This window comes from Orrella daihaiensis, from assembly GCF_022811525.1.
GTDB classification, from domain to species: Bacteria; Pseudomonadota; Gammaproteobacteria; order Burkholderiales; family Burkholderiaceae_B; genus Algicoccus; species Algicoccus daihaiensis.
The window spans coordinates 2,383,407-2,399,302 of the sequence record NZ_CP063982.1; the positions used below are offsets into that span (position 1 = coordinate 2,383,407).

General features: G+C 51.1%; 14 protein-coding genes. 4 read left to right on the top strand and 10 right to left on the bottom strand.

Features of this window, described 5'->3' with window-relative positions:
• Positions 1 to 189: 189 nt before the first annotated feature.
• The 7 genes from leuD to DHf2319_RS11035 form a co-directional block, all read right to left on the bottom strand.
• Positions 190 to 813, bottom strand: a complete 624-nt coding sequence (leuD, locus tag DHf2319_RS11005; RefSeq protein ID WP_243478398.1) for a 3-isopropylmalate dehydratase small subunit — start codon at positions 811 to 813, stop codon at positions 190 to 192.
• 9 nt (positions 814 to 822) lie between these two features.
• On the bottom strand, positions 823 to 2,217 hold the full coding sequence (gene leuC, locus DHf2319_RS11010) for a 3-isopropylmalate dehydratase large subunit (protein WP_243478399.1): 1,395 nt from the start codon (positions 2,215 to 2,217) through the stop codon (positions 823 to 825).
• A gap of 221 nt (positions 2,218 to 2,438) precedes the next feature.
• Positions 2,439 to 3,149: an ABC transporter ATP-binding protein gene (locus DHf2319_RS11015; protein WP_243478400.1), complete on the bottom strand. Its 711-nt coding sequence runs from the start codon at positions 3,147 to 3,149 to the stop codon at positions 2,439 to 2,441.
• Complete coding sequence (locus DHf2319_RS11020; RefSeq protein ID WP_243478401.1) at positions 3,142 to 3,897, bottom strand: ABC transporter ATP-binding protein; 756 nt, start codon at positions 3,895 to 3,897, stop codon at positions 3,142 to 3,144. Before DHf2319_RS11020 ends, DHf2319_RS11015 begins: the two co-directional genes overlap by 8 nt.
• On the bottom strand, positions 3,897 to 4,856 hold the full coding sequence (locus DHf2319_RS11025) for a branched-chain amino acid ABC transporter permease (protein ID WP_243478402.1): 960 nt from the start codon (positions 4,854 to 4,856) through the stop codon (positions 3,897 to 3,899). The genes DHf2319_RS11020 and DHf2319_RS11025 overlap by 1 nt, the downstream gene beginning before the upstream one ends.
• A gap of 5 nt (positions 4,857 to 4,861) precedes the next feature.
• Positions 4,862 to 5,785 (bottom strand): branched-chain amino acid ABC transporter permease, encoded by a 924-nt coding sequence (locus DHf2319_RS11030; RefSeq protein WP_243478403.1) that lies wholly within the window; start codon positions 5,783 to 5,785, stop codon positions 4,862 to 4,864.
• Positions 5,786 to 5,797: 12 nt separating this feature from the next.
• Entirely contained in the window at positions 5,798 to 6,973 is a 1,176-nt protein-coding gene (locus tag DHf2319_RS11035; RefSeq protein WP_243478404.1) for an ABC transporter substrate-binding protein, read from the bottom strand.
• 256 nt (positions 6,974 to 7,229) lie between these two features.
• On the opposite strand from DHf2319_RS11035, the gene aspT reads away from it, so the two are divergent.
• Positions 7,230 to 8,921: an aspartate-alanine antiporter gene (gene aspT, locus DHf2319_RS11040; protein WP_243478405.1), complete on the top strand. Its 1,692-nt coding sequence runs from the start codon at positions 7,230 to 7,232 to the stop codon at positions 8,919 to 8,921.
• An 80-nt stretch (positions 8,922 to 9,001) separates the two neighbouring features.
• Here the strand turns inward: aspT and DHf2319_RS11045 are convergent, their stop codons facing one another.
• The 3 genes from DHf2319_RS11045 to DHf2319_RS11055 are packed head-to-tail and all read right to left on the bottom strand — an operon-like array spanning position 9,002 to position 11,670.
• Positions 9,002 to 9,802 carry an ABC transporter permease gene (locus DHf2319_RS11045; RefSeq protein ID WP_243478406.1) on the bottom strand — a complete coding sequence of 267 codons (801 nt, stop codon included), beginning with the start codon at positions 9,800 to 9,802 and terminating at the stop codon, positions 9,002 to 9,004.
• A gap of 3 nt (positions 9,803 to 9,805) precedes the next feature.
• Complete coding sequence (locus DHf2319_RS11050; protein ID WP_243478407.1) at positions 9,806 to 10,636, bottom strand: ABC transporter ATP-binding protein; 831 nt, start codon at positions 10,634 to 10,636, stop codon at positions 9,806 to 9,808.
• A complete protein-coding gene (locus DHf2319_RS11055; RefSeq protein WP_243478408.1) occupies positions 10,636 to 11,670 on the bottom strand; it encodes an ABC transporter substrate-binding protein in 1,035 nt (344 codons plus the stop codon). The genes DHf2319_RS11050 and DHf2319_RS11055 overlap by 1 nt, the downstream gene beginning before the upstream one ends.
• A gap of 262 nt (positions 11,671 to 11,932) precedes the next feature.
• Between DHf2319_RS11055 and DHf2319_RS11060 the strand changes: the two genes are divergently transcribed.
• From DHf2319_RS11060 to gadC, 3 genes are all read left to right on the top strand, one after another.
• Positions 11,933 to 12,790: a TauD/TfdA dioxygenase family protein gene (locus tag DHf2319_RS11060; protein ID WP_243478409.1), complete on the top strand. Its 858-nt coding sequence runs from the start codon at positions 11,933 to 11,935 to the stop codon at positions 12,788 to 12,790.
• A gap of 118 nt (positions 12,791 to 12,908) precedes the next feature.
• Positions 12,909 to 14,303 (top strand): glutamate decarboxylase, encoded by a 1,395-nt coding sequence (gene gad, locus DHf2319_RS11065; protein ID WP_369810191.1) that lies wholly within the window; start codon positions 12,909 to 12,911, stop codon positions 14,301 to 14,303.
• A 54-nt stretch (positions 14,304 to 14,357) separates the two neighbouring features.
• Positions 14,358 to 15,893: a glutamate/gamma-aminobutyrate antiporter gene (gene gadC, locus DHf2319_RS11070; RefSeq protein ID WP_243478411.1), complete on the top strand. Its 1,536-nt coding sequence runs from the start codon at positions 14,358 to 14,360 to the stop codon at positions 15,891 to 15,893.
• The last annotated feature ends 3 nt before the right edge of the window (positions 15,894 to 15,896 follow it).

Here is a 15,896-nt window from a genome sequence, read left to right on the forward strand (position 1 = left end):
CGCAAAGGTCTGGCTGATAGGCAATAGACTGTTTTATAGCAAGCCGCCCCAGTACGAACAAGCATATTCAACACACGCCAAAAACATTTCAAACAGTCAATGAGATCGAGGCGTACTGCTTACACAAGACTCGAAAAAGCGCGAAAACCGGTCAAGCACCCGAAACAAGAGCCCTTTCAAATTGAAAACCTAGCGTGCTGGCACCATCCAAGGGAAATGATTGCGATATTTTTCCTCGAAATGATCTATCTCAGCCTGATAACTGAGTGTCAGAGACAAGTCGTCAAGACCCTTGGTCAGACACTCCTTCCAAAATGCGTCAACAGCAAACTGAACCTGGCCTGTCTCCCAGCTGATGATCTGCGCAGGCAAGTCCACTGTGATCTCACGTGACTTGAAGAGCGCAGAGCGCAGTGACTTATGATCCTCTGGCGAAAGACGAATTGGTAATAGACCGTTTTTGAAACAATTGTTGTGAAATATGTCACCAAACGTGGTACCGATGACCACACGGATACCATAATCAACTAAAGCGTAGACAGCGCCCTCGCGCGAGGAGCCGCAACCAAAGTTCTCATCGACAATCAGGATTTGGGGCTGCGGCATGGCACTCAAAGGATGATCGGCTTTAGCCTGTCCAGCCTCATCAAAGCGAGCATCAAAGAACAGATACTGCCCGTAACCTTGCGATCTATCTTTTTTTAAAAAGCGCGCTGGAATGATCTGGTCAGTGTCCATGTTAGGGCCTGACAGCACAGCTGCATGCGCCTTAAATTCGGTCAATGGCTCAAATACTTGAATAGTTTTACTCATACGAGACTCTTAAACCAATTCTCTGACATCGGTCAACTTACCTGTCACAGCCGCAGCGGCGGCCATAGCCGGGCTCATCAAATGCGTACGAACCCCTGGACCTTGCCGCCCAACGAAATTACGATTTGAAGTCGATGCAATACGCTCGCCTGGACTGCCAACATCCCCATTCATCGCAGCGCACATTGAACAGCCGGCAGCACGCCATTCAAGTCCGGCTTCGATGAATATGCGGTGAAGTCCCTCTGCCTCTGCATCTCGTTTGACAAGTCCAGAGCCAGGGACAACGATCCCGGGGACTTTCACTTTCTTACCGCGCAAGATCTCGGCTGCCTCACGTAAATCACTCAATCGGCTGTTGGTACAAGACCCAATGAATACCCTGTCAATTGAAATGTCTGTAAAGCGAGTCCCTGGCACCAAGCCCATGTAATCTAGGGCTGCACGGGCGCCTGCTCGATCAACCGCCTCAGACAGTATCTCAGGATCTGGCACTGCACCATCGATTGGTCCTCCAGCGTCAGGGCTAGTGCCCCATGTCACCATGGGTTTCAGAGAGTTCGCATCTAGCGTCACCTCGCGATCGAAGGCGGCGTCAGCATCTGACTTCAAGCTACGCCAATGCTCAATGGCCCGATCCCATAAATCGCCTTTGGGCGATTGTGGTTTGTCGTGCAAATAGTTAAAAACCACATCGTCAGGAGCGATACTTCCGAGTCGGGCGCCAGCTTCAATTGACATATTGCATACTGTCAAACGTCCGTCCATCCCGAGTGACTCAATTGCTGAGCCCGCGTATTCGATCGCATATCCAACAGCTCCGCCAGCCCCAATCTTGGCAATGATCGCGAGAATAATATCCTTAGCACCAACACCTTCTCTTAGTTGACCATCCACTTTGATGCGCATCACTCTCGGTTTGGTCTGCCACAGGGTTTGAGTAGCCATCACATGCATACTCTCAGACTGTCCAATACCAAAAGCGATCGCCCCCAAAGCACCATGCGTAGATGTATGACTGTCACTGCAAACAACGGTCATGCCAGGCAATGTAATGCCCTGCTCTGGTCCAACGACGTGCACAATACCTTGACGCTCATCAGATAATTCAAAATGAGGGACCTTACCCCACCGCATGTTGCGGTCAAACTGCACAATCATGTTGGCAATCTCGGGGTTGGCAGCCTCTTGAGCCGAGCGACCATTTGTCGGAACATAGTGATCTGGCACACCAAACACCTGCTCAGGGTGACGTAGTGAAAGGTCGCGTGCCCGCAAGCCATTAAAAGCGTGAAAGGAGCCCTCATGCACGATGTGTCGATCGATGTACATCAATGAGGGTCCATCCCTTCTTGGCAGGACTAGATGGGATGACCAAATTTTGTCGAAAAGCGTCTGGCTCATACTTTTTTAATTTAAGTGGGCATCTATGCCCGAAAGAAATTAAACAGAAAACCATTTTACTGATCGGCGAACAAATCCCACACGATAAACCCATTGACGATTAAGCCTATGGCTGCATCAACCAACGGACTATCTTGTCTAACAACGTTGAGCGAGATTGGAGGAGAGGTTAGGACAGTGCCATCAAGTTTTTATTTCAAATCCTTGCTTAAGCAGCCAAGTTAAGCAGCCAAGTACGCCTGCCTTAAACCAGGGTCCGATCTAAATTCATCTGACGTACCCGTCCAGACCACTTGTCCCTTTTGCAAAATGATGTGATGATCACAGAGGCCAAGTAGTTGCTTCAAATTCTTGTCCGTAATGAGAATCGATAGCCCCTCGGCCTTGAGCGCAGCTAACGCGTGCCAGATTTCTTGCCTTAGGATCGGTGAAAGACCCTCGGTTGCTTCGTCGAGAATCAGCAACCTCGGATTGGTCATCAACGCTCGACCAATCGCCAACATCTGTTGCTCACCACCGGAGAGTTGATCTCCAAAGTTTTTACGCCGTTCAGCAAGCTTGGGGAATAATTCAAACACCCGCTCGACAGTCCAAGCACGCGAGCCCTGAGCAGGCTTGGCCGTGGCTACCAAATTCTCCCACACAGTCAAATTGGGAAACACCTGTCGACCCTCGGGAACCAGGCCAATGCCTAACTGTGCTATGTCATGAGACGGCAAATTTTGAATCGGTCTGCCCTGCCAACGAATTTCCCCTCGCCAACAAGGTAACCAACCCATGATGGTGCTAATGCTTGTCGTCTTGCCCATGCCATTGCGACCTTGCAGGCTAACGCAATGACCCACACTCACCTGGAATGAGACTCCAAATAGCACTTGACTCACGCCATAGCCGGATTCGATGCCATTGACTTCTAGCAGCGGCTCAGTCATCTAGGTCCTCATCGCCAAGATAAGCCTCGCGCACGATCTCACTGTGGCGCACTTTTTCGGGGGTGTCGCATAAAAGGACCTGACCGTAGACCAGCACACTGATCCGATTAGCCAAAGCAAACACGGCATCCATGTCGTGCTCGACTAGCAACATTCCATAGTCTTGCCGTAAGCTATCTAGTAATGCAATCATGCGCTCAGACTCCGCTGGCCCCAAACCGGCCATTGGCTCATCTAGGAGCAAGAGCTTAGGATGACTCGCCATGGCAATAGCCACTTCAACCAAGCGTTGTTGTCCGTATGCGAGTTTGCTAACAAGCTCATCTGCGTGCGCATCAAGACCTACACGAGCGAGAAATCCGTCAGCTTCGTTGACCAACGACTGATCACCGGTCACAGGCGCAAAAAAATAAAAGTTATGCCCGCGCGCCGCCTGGACCGCCAAAAGGACATTCTCTCTAGCCGTGAAGGCAGGGATAAGCGAATTGATCTGAAATGAGCGACTCATACCAGCGTGGGCTCTCTTGGCCACAGACCATCGAGTAATGTCTTGACCATCAAAATAAACAGCCCCAGCATCGCTGGGTACTTCACCAGTAATTTGGTTAATCAAAGTTGTCTTGCCTGCACCATTTGGTCCAATCAAAGCATGTATCTCTGCCTGACTAACCGTCAAGTTAACGTGATCCGTGACACAGATTGCACCGTAATGTTTGACCAGACTGTCCAGACGCAAAAGCTCCGTCATCAGTGCTGCCCTCCAGACTGACGGGCCTTCTCACGCTCGGGCAACAACATCCCCCATAGGCCCTGGCGCAACCCCAACACCATCAGCAAGACCAAAGGTCCAAGTACAAGAGGCCAGTGCTCGGTCATCAACTTCAAGCCATCCTCAATCAAAAGCAAGCCTGCTGCGCCAGCGATCGGCCCAAAAATAGTACCCATACCACCAAGCAGCACCATGACCATAAGCTCGGCTGACACTAGCCAACTCATCATCGCGGGTGAGACAAAGCCATTTAAGTTAGCCATGAAATAGCCTGCCACAGCGCAGATCTCGGCAGACAACACATAAGCAGCCAGACGGTACGGCTGACTTGAAGTACCCACCGCATTGACACGACGAGCATTAAAACGCGTCGCCCTGAGTACCAGCCCAAACCGTGAATCAACGAGCCGGGCCACTAACCACAGGGTGATTAATAACGCCACAAGCAACGAGGTGTAGACGGCATACTTGTTGCCAGTCAATACGCCAAAATCGCTTAATTGCGTCAGACTAAGTCCCTCATCACCACCGAACTGTCGCAAACTCACAAATACGTAGAAAAAGAGCTGCGCAAAAGCCAGAGTGATCATGATGAACGCCATGCCCCTGGTTCTGAGCGCAACCCAACCCACGGGTATTGCAATGATGAAGGTCGTCACTAACGCGACCGACAAATGCAGCCAGCCACTTAACAAACCCAGCGAACTCAGAATACCTACCGTATAGGCGCCCAAGCCGATATACATCGCATGACCGAGACTGGCCATACCTCCAAACCCGAGCACGAGATTCAAACCAATAGCTGCCAGTGCGAATGCCAGAATTCGTCCAAAGTAGGTCAGGACGTAGACATCGTCAGCTAGCCAAGCATAAAGTGGCACAGCCGCCAGAAAAATCAAAATAGAGGTCGCAACGAAGGTGCGTAGATCTCGAGCCATGGTAACTATCCCCGAGCCTTGACTGGGAACAAGCCGTCTGGTTTGAATGCCAGAATCACTGCCATCATTAGATACACCAGCATTGAGGCCAGTGCAGGCCCCACAGCGGTGGCCATTGCCGGATCTAGTGATTCACGTAACCAGATAGGGATGAAGATACGACCCAAAGTGTCGACTACACCCACTACTAACGCCCCAAAAAAAGCTCCACGAATCGAGCCGATCCCGCCGATGACGATCACAACCAAAGTCAGGATCAAAACAGGTTCACCCATGCCAGGTTCGATTGACAGAATTGGACCGACCATCGCCCCCGCAAGACCAGCAAGCGCCGCACCAAGGGCAAAGACGAAACGATTCAACCAGCCAATGTTGACACCCAATGCTGAGACCATGCGCCGATTGGTAGCACCGGCCCTAATCAACATGCCGATTCGAGTGCGTTCGATGAGCAAATAAAGCCCGAGTGCCACCAGCAAACCAATCACAATAATGGCAAATCGATAGGAAGGATAGTTCACCCCAAAAAGGTTGACCGCCCCGGCCAATGCCTCCGGCGCATCCATATAGACAGGGGCATTACCCCACACGACACGCACGAGTTCATTGGCAAATAAAACAACGCCAAATGTTGCGAGCACCTGATCGAGATGACTGCGTCGATGCAGTAGTTGAAGTCCACCTGCATCTAGCAGCACACCGAGCACAAACATCAAGAGCGCTGCCAGGATCACAGCCAGCACAAACGATCCGCTATGCGAAGCAATCGTCGCTGCGAAATAGGCGCCAAACATGTAGAGCGAGCCATGAGCGAGATTAACAAAGCTCATGATCCCAAAAACCAACGTCAAGCCTGCTGCCATGAGAAACAGCAACAAACCGAACTGCAGGCCGTTTAAGGCCTGCCCTAGAACAAGGTTAAAAGTCACAACGTCCTGCAGTTACAGCGGACATTTACCAACATAAGAGTCGGGATGGTTAGGCAGCGTCTTTTGCAGGGTTTTGTGAGAAATACGGCCTTTGGAATCCGGTGCAACTTCAAACACGTACATGTCATGAATAGGAAAACCGTTTTTATTGAACTTGAAGGCACCACGCACCGACCCGAAATCGACTTCACGCAAAGCTTTCTTAAGCGCATCCTTGTCTTGATACTTGCCACCGATTTTCTTTAGGGCAGCATCCAAGAGCAATGCGCCATCATAGGCCTGAGCAGCATATTGTGAAGGGATACGGCCATATTTAGCCTCAAATGTCTCGATGAATTTCTTGTTCGCCGGATTATCGAAGTCCGCCCCCCAGAAGGAGCCAGAAATCGCTCCTAGAGCGGTTTCTTTCAGAGCAGGCAAGGTTGAACCATCGAAACTAGAGACTGACAGAAGCGGGATCTTGCCTAGCAATCCGGCCTGGCGGAACTGCTTGATAAAGTTAATGCCCATACCACCGGGATAGAAGACATAAACCGCGTCTGGGTTAGCTGCTTGCAGTTGAGCAATCTCAGCAGAATAGTCAGGCTGATTCACTCGCGTATACACCTCACCGGCAATGCCTCCTTTGTAGTAGCGTTTAAAGCCACCCACCGCGTCTTTGCCGGCCTGATAATTTGGTGCCATAAGGTATACGTTGTTGTACCCCTTGTCGGTGGCGTATTTACCCACACCTTCGGCCTGTTGGTCGTTCTGATAGCCCACAAAGAAAAAGTTCGGTGCGCAGCGCTCGCCAGCCAAGGGGGCGGGACCAGCGTTCATCCCAACAAATACGGTACCGGACTCTGCCAGAGGGTTTGCGACTGCCATCATGACGTTGGAGAATGTAATGCCAGCCACGACATCGACCTGGTCACGCTCGATAAATCGATTCACGGTTTGCACCGCAAGATCAGGCTTGAGTTGATCGTCCTCACGGATGACCTCAACCTCTACCCCACCAAGCTTGCCACCTGACTGCTCTAGCCCCAACATGAAACCATCGTACATATCCTGACCAAGCGCAGCGGCCGGTCCGGACAACGTAGCCATAAAACCAACTTTCATTTGTGCATGAGCGATACCACCAAACAAGGTGGCACTGGCAATGGCCAGAGAGCAAACGGAACGAGTCAAGAATCGAGATTTCATGGGCATACCTTTAACGATTATTAATATTTTGTGGGTGACGACACACCAGGAATGAAACAGCGATAAAGACGATCCAGTTACAGCTGAAGTCACCCTTAAAGTACATGAATATAAAGGAAAATGGGCTGCGGCCGGTACGTTGAACGATCCATCGGGTCTCTTGCGACGCAGCACAAATACCCTCAAGCATTGACATAACTGCCACAGCAGGTTAACAAACGGCTTACCTCCTTAGTAATTTCCGATATCCAGCGCCATGATCGACTCCTTGCTACATGCCATCAGAGATAACCCCGAAATCGCAATATTCCTCTCGATTGCGCTAGGAACCTGGATAGGGAAAATCAAGTTTGGCAAGTTTCACTTAGGTACTGTCGCGGGCTCTTTGTTGATGGGTCTGATCATTGGGCAGATCGACATCGAAATTCCCAGCGTGCTCAAGGCCGTTTTTTTTGCGCTCTTCATATACGCAGTGGGCTTTAAGAGCGGACCGGGATTTTTTGGCAGCCTGAATCGCGAGACCATTAAGCTGGTACTGCTGTCAGTCATTCTCTGCGTCACGGGCCTAGTCACCATTCTGGCCATGAACGCCTACTTTGGCTTTGATGCTGGCTTTGCTGCAGGTTTAGGGGCGGGGGCATTAACCGATACAGCGATGATGGGTACAGCATCAAGTGCCATGCATGAGCTTGACATCAGCGCGGCTGAGCTAGATCGGCTAAATAGTCACATGGCCATTGCCTACGCCATTACCTATATATTCGGCACCGTGGGACTGATTATCTTTGTCAGCTCCGTCGCCCCGCTGTTGCTTAAGATCAATTTACGTCAAGCGGCCATCGAACTAGAAGCTGAACTGGCCGGCAAGGGTAAGGGCAAGAGCAATGGCGATATCCATCCTTACAGTAGCGTGGTAGCAAGGGCACACGTCATCGAACCCGGACGACCTAGCGATGGCCAGATGATCTGTGAAATCGAGGCGCATTTTCCCCGTATGAGTATCGAAAGGGTGATTCGTGATGGCCAAGTACTTGATCGCGATGTGGATCTGAGGCTTAAAGCTGGCGACATTGTGGCAGTGCTCTGCCGCCGTGAACTGGTGACTGATATGGACAATCAATTCGGGCCTGAAGTTGATAGTCCTCAAGCGCTATCTTTTCCGCGCAAAACAGTGCATGTAGTGCTCGACAAACGGGAACATGTCGGAAAAGAAGTTGGTGAACTGCGTCGCGAAATTGGCCCACTTAGCCACCATGGGATCTTTCTGAACAAAATCATACATGCTGGTTACGGCATCGTCCCGACCGACCAAACCATCTATCGCTTTGGCGACGTCGCTGAGATTTCAGGCAGACCGGACTCAGTTGATGAACTAGCCGCTAGTTTTGGGAGAGTCAAAGGCGAGGCGCATAAAAGCGACATTGCGATTCATACCCTAGCCATTGTGCTTGGCACGTTGATTGGACTGATCACCGCTCACATTGGCATCGTACCGATTGAACTCGGTGTTGGTGGAGGGATCTTGGTGGTAGCGCTTGTCGTAGGCTGGGCGCACTCGCGTTATCAAGGCGTGGGCGATTTGCCTGCAGCAGCACAATGGGCTTTTTCAGAGCTAGGGTTGACCGCCTTTGCGGCGGTGGTAGGGCTCATGGCTGGCCCACGTGCCATCGAAGCCATGCACGAGCACGGGGTAGCACTTCTGATTGCTGGTGTCATCGTGACCCTTGTGCCACCCATCGTAGCCTTTTACGCCGGACGATATCTGCTAAAAATCCATCCGCTCATTTTGCTAGGTGGCATTGCCGGTGCGCAAACAGAAGCAGCATCGATGAACACCATCATTGAGGAATCTGGCAGTCAAACTCCAGTGATCGGATTTACTGTCTGCTATGCCATTTCCAACGTATTGTTTGCGGTCTGGGGGCCGATTATTGTTGCTCTGGCATAGGACGACGAGCCATCGACTCACAAAAAAAGCACTGTTAACAGTGCTTTTTTTGTTCATACGCCGTTAAATCAAAGCGATATCTAAACTTGCTGCTCCGTCTCCCCACTTTTGGGTTGCCACTTCATAAGCTTTTTCTCAATTACGCCCACAATACCGTCAAGCACCAGCGCGCATGCGGTCAAGACCAACACACCGGCCACGACCGTATTAATATCAAATACGCCCTCGGCTTGTAGAATCAGATAGCCCACTCCAGCGGCCGAGCCAAGATACTCACCAACCACGGCGCCAACAAACGCCAAACCGACCGAAGTATGCAAGCTTGAAAACACCCAGCTTGTAGCCGATGGCAGATAGACGTAACGAAGCAACTTCTTGCGATCCGCCCCCAACATACGAGCATTATCGAGCAACGTAGGACTCACCTCTTTAACACCTTGATAGACGTTAAAGAAAACAATAAAAAACACCAGAGTGACTGCCAGCGCCACCTTAGACCAGATACCAAGGCCAAACCACATCGCGAAGATTGGGGCGAGAATGACCCGCGGCATCGAATTCAATGCTTTGATGTACGGATCCATGATGGCACTGGCGACCGGTGAAAGCCCAAGCCACAGACCTGCCCCCATGCCTGCGGACGTACCAATCACAAAGGCCAGGAGTGTCTCAAGCAACGTAATTTGCAAGTGATAGTAAATGTTGCCGTCAGTGACAAACCAGACCCAAAGAGCATCCAACACGCCAGTGGGCTTTCCAAAAAAGAAAGCGATCTTCGGATCCAGAGACACATACTGCCAAACGCCCAGAATCAGCGCCAAAATAGAAAACTGCCAGACCCGCAATGACAGTTTGGAGTTCGGTCTAATCATTTGCCACATCAATTACGCTACCTTGGTTTTTTGTTGGGCGTAGCCCTTGAGGACCTCATCGCGCAGCACTGCCCATATATCCGTATGAAGCTCTACAAACCTGGGGATACTGCGTACTTCGGCCACATCTCGCGGTCGCGGGATGTCAATCAGGAACTCGCCGATTGGATGTGTGGCTGGCCCAGCTGACAAAACCACCACACGATCGCTCATCGCAATCGCCTCATCGAGATCGTGCGTAATAAAAAGCACTGCCTTGCGCTTGGCCATCCAGAGATCGAGCACCTCGTTTTCCATGAGTTGACGGGTCTGGATATCCAAAGCAGAAAAAGGCTCATCCATCAAGATGATGTCAGGGTCGCGAATCAGAGTCTGCGCCAACATGGTTCGCTTTCTCATGCCGCCTGACATTTGGTGAGGATAGCGGTCTTCAAAACCGCCAAGCCCCACCCGACGCATCCACTCCCGTCCGCGCTCGTCCGCCTCTTTGGGGTCAACCCCGGCAAACTGCAAACCAGCTGTCACGTTATCAAGTGCCTTGCGCCAAGGCAATAACGCCTCGCCCTGGAACATGTACCCTGCCCGTTGGTTGATGCCTTGCAAGGGTTGACCGAAGACTTCAACCGCGCCTTTGGACGGTGTAAGCAAACCGGCACCTACATTTAACAACGTGGACTTGCCACACCCTGTAGGTCCGACAACAGACACGAACTCACCGGGCTTCACCTCCAACGTGGTGTCAGCAACAGCGGTGTATCGCTGTCCTGGGTCATCACGGGAGATGAATGTGCAGGTAATGTCTTTTAGTGCCAGTGCAGGTGCTTCGGTATTTGCTTGAGCCATTATGCGAACTTCTTGTTAGCCTTTTCGGCAAAGGTATTGGTCCACGTCTTTGCAAGGTCAATCTTGCTTGCATCGAAACCTTTCTTGAATGCAGCAAGCGACTTCAGCGCAGTTTCCGGACCATCAGCGGGCATCATACCGTTAGGCGAAAGACCCTCCATCGAACGCTGGACTGAAAGCTTGTAAACATCGGGCTTACCGAGCAGATACGACTCAGGCACCACCTTCGCGACACCGTCGGGACCGTTGGCTTGGATCCATTTGTCTGCACGTACCATGGCATTGACCAAAGCTTGGGTTGTATTTGGATTAGCAGCAATGTAATCATTGGGGAGGTACAGGCAGCCGGCCGGCATATTGCCACCAAACACTTCAATCGTATCTTTGATAGTGCGGGTATCTAAAACCACTTTGATGGCTTTCTCAGCTTCGAGCACCGAGATAACGGGATCCAGATTGACGATGGCATCAACTTGGCCTGATTGCACGGCTGACACTGCGCCTGCACCAGCTCCAACGCCAACGATCGAAACATCGCTACCCTTTAAACCATGTTTGGCCAAGAAGAATTCAAACAACATATTGGTAGAAGAGCCGGGAGCAGTAACACCGATTTTCTTGCCTTTGAAATCAGCTGGGCTCTTGTAGTCGGGCATGGTCTTGGTGGAGACACCCACAACAATCATAGGTGCACGACCCTGGAGTACCACACACTGGAACATCTGAGCCTTCGACTGCAAGTTGATAGTGTGCTCGTATGCACCAGATACAACATCAGCGCTGCCGCCAACAACTGCCTGTAGCGCCTTGGAACCACCAGCGAAATTGGAGACCTTGACGTCCAAGCCTTCATCTTTGAAGTAGCCATTGAGGTTGGCGATAGTCAATGGGAGGTAGTACACCAAAGACTCGCCACCGACGGCAATATGGACAGCCTTCTTCTCAAGGCCAGACGCAAGCGCAAAAGTCGGAGCCATTGACAGCGCTCCCGTAGCACCAGCTAACTTTAGAATTTCGCGACGTGAAATAGACATGACGGTCTCCAATATTTTTGTATCAATTCAAGATGTGTGGACAAAAATTCCGTTAGGCAAAATTAACCTGCCATTTATATACCAAGGAACAACAATCGTCATCGCAGGCTAATACGGGGTATCCCTAGGAGAGACGGATTTACCCCAACTGGCTCCGCCAAGAGCCTAACCTCCATGCGTTGTATCCGAGTATTTACGCACCACAACCACTAGCGTCGACTCAGACACCTATGGCATATTGAATCAACTTGTTTGGAGCGTAATGATGGCTATTCTTGATAAGCTAAACGTTGTTCCTATGTCAGGCACCATCGGGGCTGAAGTGCAGGGTCTCGATTTGCTTCATGATCAAACGCCCGAATTGATTGCGGCGTTGCGGGAAATCTGGCTGGAATATGGCGTAATTGCTCTTAGAAATCAACCGCTCGATCCTGCCCAGTTTCAAGCGTTTGCTGAGCAATTCGGCGAACCGGTTGAGTACCCGTTTGTTAAAGGGATTGAGAACTACCCCAAAATCATTCAGGTGTTGAAGCTGCCGCATGAGCGACACAACTTTGGTGGCGTATGGCACACCGACACCGCCTACCTTCAAGCCCCGCCCATGGCGACAATGTTAATTGCCCGCGAAATTCCACCCAAAGGCGGCGATACGCTGTTTGCAAGCGGCTATGCCGCCTATGAGGCTTTGTCGCCCGGAATGCAGCGTACGCTAGAGGGACTGATTGCGGTGAATTCATCCGCCAAAGCAGAAGTCACCAAAACTCGTGAGGACCGAATTGCAGACTCAGCCACTGATAAAGCGCGAGAGGTGCTCACAGGCGAACATCCAGTCATACGCATTCACCCCGAGACGGGTCGAAAGTCCCTGTATGTGAACACGGCACACACCACCCACTTCCTAGGTTGGACCGAAGCAGAAAGCCAGCCTCTATTGGATTTTCTCTTTGAACATCAGACGCGACCGGAATTTACCTGCCGCTTCAGTTGGCAGGTAAATTCCATTGTGCTCTGGGATAATCGTTGTGTGCTACATAACCCGATCAATGACTACCATGGCTACAAACGTCTACTACATCGCATTACGTTAAAAGGCGATGTGCCACACAACGGTAGCCACTGACATCCATTTTGTGTAACCTGAAGCTCGTCACAGTCTCAAGCAGGCATGCGAGACGCTAGTTTGGTGCATCTTGATTGATTGCTCTGAGACGTTCTTTCTGGATTACACAAGGATGGACATGGTTCGTACAGTGAACAGCTCGCATGCGAGCACTAATGATATCTACGCCTCAATTGAGCTTTCTGAGGCACTCCCTAAAACCAAATTCCCAGACCGCGAGCGAAATCCACGCAATGTTTTTAGTGCTGTGCGTGATGAACTCATGCTTGATGGCAACTCACGCCAGAACCTAGCTACGTTTTGTCAGACATGGGTCGACGATGAAGTGCAGGAACTAATGGCCTTGTCGATCGACAAGAACATGATCGACAAAGATGAGTACCCGCAAACTGCAGAGATTGAACGACGCTGTGTCGCTATGCTGGCCGACCTATGGAACTCGCCTCAGGCCGACACCACACTCGGCTGTTCGACCATCGGTTCGTCAGAGGCCGCCATGCTCGGTGGACTTGCACTCAAATGGCAGTGGCGCAAGCGTCAACAAGCCGAAGGCAAACCCACTGACAAGCCGAACTTGATTTGTGGGCCCGTGCAAATTTGCTGGCACAAGTTTGCACGCTACTTTGATGTCGAACTGCGCGAGATCCCGTTAGAAGGGGATCGCCTGATCATGACACCTGAAGAAGTCATTAAACGGGTCGATGAGAACACCATCGGAGTGGTTCCAACCCTAGGTGTCACCTTCACCTGCCAGTATGAGCCGGTCAAGGCCGTCAGCGATGCGCTAGACAAACTGCAAGCTGATACGGGGCTCGATGTGCCCATTCACGTCGATGGTGCAAGTGGCGCATTTCTCGCACCGTTCTGTGCTCCTGATATCGAATGGGATTTCCGCTTGCCGCGGGTTAAATCCATCAACTCCTCTGGCCACAAGTTTGGCCTAGCACCGCTCGGTGCCGGATGGATTGTCTGGCGCGAAACAGCAGACTTACCTGAAGAACTTATTTTTAATGTGAATTACCTTGGCGGCAACATGCCGACCTTTGCCTTGAACTTTTCACGTCCGGGTGGCCAGATCATCGCCCAGTACTACAACTTCCTTCGTTTAGGTCGCGAGGGTTACGCCAAAATACATAATGCTTGCTACACCACAGCGAAATACCTTGCTGCAGAAATTGGCAAGATGGGTCCTTTTGAAATCATCTTTGATGGCGACAGTCAGGCAGGCATCCCTGCCTTATGCTGGAAGATAAAAAGCGGCTTCGACACCGGAGGCTACACACTATATGACTTGGCTGACCGATTGCGCACCCGTGGCTGGCAGGTACCCGCATATTCGATGCCAGCCAATCGCGAAGACCTCGTGATACAGCGTATTCTCGTGCGTCACGGTGTGAGCATGGACTTGGCCGAACTATTGCTTGATGACATGCACCGTGCCCTTGACCACTTTGAGAAGCATCCCGTGGGCAAGCCCCTTTCAAGATCAGAAGCTGGCGGATATAGCCACTGATGTGTTTTAACTGCGATTGAACTTTTGCGCGATTAACCTGAAATTTATGTAGCTATGGCTAAAGACACAGATAGCACCAAACAATTAAGTCTGGTCGGATTTTTCGCGATAACCGCGTCCATGGTCATGGCTGTTTACGAGTATCCCACCTTCGCCACCTCAGGCTTTAGCCTGGTGTTCTTCCTGTTGCTAGGTGGTGCCCTATGGTTTGTACCGGTGGGCTTGTGTTCAGCAGAAATGGCAACGGTTGAGGGCTGGGAAGAAGGCGGGGTGTTTACCTGGGTCAACAACACGCTCGGTGAGCGCTGGGGGTTTGCGGCGATTTCATTTGGTTATCTGCAAATTGCGATTGGCTTTATCCCCATGCTGTACTTTGTGCTGGGGTCGCTGTCCTACATTCTGGCCTGGCCTGCCTTGAACAATGACCCTATTGTTAAGACCATCGGTGGACTAGTCATTCTGTGGGTGTTGGCATTCACACAGTTCGGGGGCACCAAGCACACAGCCCAGATCGCCAAGGTGGGGTTCTTTCTGGGCATTCTCTTGCCGGCCATCATTTTAGTCGGACTGGCGGTTAGTTATCTGGTCAGTGGCGGTCATGTGGCCATCGAAATGTCGGCTGCAACCTTCTTTCCGGATTTCACGCAACTTGGCACACTCGTGGTGTTTGTGGCTTTCATTCTGAGCTACATGGGTGTTGAAGCCTCAGCCACGCACGTCAATGAAATGAAAAACCCTGGACGTGACTACCCACTGGCAATACTACTACTTATGATGGCGGCCATTTGTCTGAGTTCGATCGGTGGCTTGTCAGTTGCAGCGGTGATCCCATTACACGAGATCAACCTGTCAGCTGGTGTAGTTCAAACCTTCGAAGTTTTGGTGAAACATTTTGGTGCCGGACTCGAATGGGCAGTGCGTGTCATCGCTGCCCTGCTCGTGCTCGGTGTATTGGCCGAAATCGCCGCCTGGATTGTGGGGCCATCGCGCGGTATGTATGTCACCGCGCAAAAAGGCATCCTCCCGCATCGCTTTAATAAGGTCAACAAAAACGGCGTGCCGGTGGCACTGGTAATTTTTCAGTTGTCGATTACCACAGTGGCGCTGATTGTGCTGACCAACACGGGTGGTGGCAATAACTTGTCATTCATGATTGCCTTGACACTGACTGTCCTGATTTACTTGTGCAGCTACTTCCTGCTATTTCTTGGCTACCTGCACCTTGTCCTTAAGCAGCCTGCGAAAAAGCGTGTCTTTAACGTGCCTGGCGGAACCAAAATCAAAGTAATTGTTGCCACTTCAGGCTTGATCATTTCGCTCTTGGCATTTGTGGTCTCGTTTATACCACCAAGCTCGTTGCCTGCGACTGCCAGCCTAGACGCTTATCTCGAACTACTGATTGGCAGTTTTGTTGTAGTCGTTTCAATTCCGTTCATTGTCTATGCTATCCATACCAAGCACGGCAAAACAACCAACGCCACGTTGCAGCTTATCAAACATCACAACGCGCCTGAGGGTCACTTTTTCATTCACCCACGCGCACGTTCAACGCATCATTTTGATGTGCACGGCGATGAGAACAAGAAATAGCAG

Bases quoted from the DNA above. Each gene is read 5' to 3' on its own strand.
- leuD (WP_243478398.1), bottom strand. From the start codon at position 813: ATGAGTAAAACTATTCAAGTATTTGAGCCATTGACCGAATTTAAGGCG.
- leuC (WP_243478399.1), bottom strand. From the start codon at position 2,217: ATGAGCCAGACGCTTTTCGACAAAATTTGGTCATCCCATCTAGTCCTG.
- DHf2319_RS11015 (WP_243478400.1), bottom strand. From the start codon at position 3,149: ATGACTGAGCCGCTGCTAGAAGTCAATGGCATCGAATCCGGCTATGGC.
- DHf2319_RS11020 (WP_243478401.1), bottom strand. From the start codon at position 3,897: ATGACGGAGCTTTTGCGTCTGGACAGTCTGGTCAAACATTACGGTGCA.
- DHf2319_RS11025 (WP_243478402.1), bottom strand. From the start codon at position 4,856: ATGGCTCGAGATCTACGCACCTTCGTTGCGACCTCTATTTTGATTTTT.
- DHf2319_RS11035 (WP_243478404.1), bottom strand. From the start codon at position 6,973: ATGAAATCTCGATTCTTGACTCGTTCCGTTTGCTCTCTGGCCATTGCC.
- aspT (WP_243478405.1), top strand. From the start codon at position 7,230: ATGATCGACTCCTTGCTACATGCCATCAGAGATAACCCCGAAATCGCA.
- DHf2319_RS11045 (WP_243478406.1), bottom strand. From the start codon at position 9,802: ATGTGGCAAATGATTAGACCGAACTCCAAACTGTCATTGCGGGTCTGG.
- DHf2319_RS11050 (WP_243478407.1), bottom strand. From the start codon at position 10,636: ATGGCTCAAGCAAATACCGAAGCACCTGCACTGGCACTAAAAGACATT.
- DHf2319_RS11055 (WP_243478408.1), bottom strand. From the start codon at position 11,670: ATGTCTATTTCACGTCGCGAAATTCTAAAGTTAGCTGGTGCTACGGGA.
- DHf2319_RS11060 (WP_243478409.1), top strand. From the start codon at position 11,933: ATGATGGCTATTCTTGATAAGCTAAACGTTGTTCCTATGTCAGGCACC.
- gad (WP_369810191.1), top strand. From the start codon at position 12,909: ATGGTTCGTACAGTGAACAGCTCGCATGCGAGCACTAATGATATCTAC.
- gadC (WP_243478411.1), top strand. From the start codon at position 14,358: ATGGCTAAAGACACAGATAGCACCAAACAATTAAGTCTGGTCGGATTT.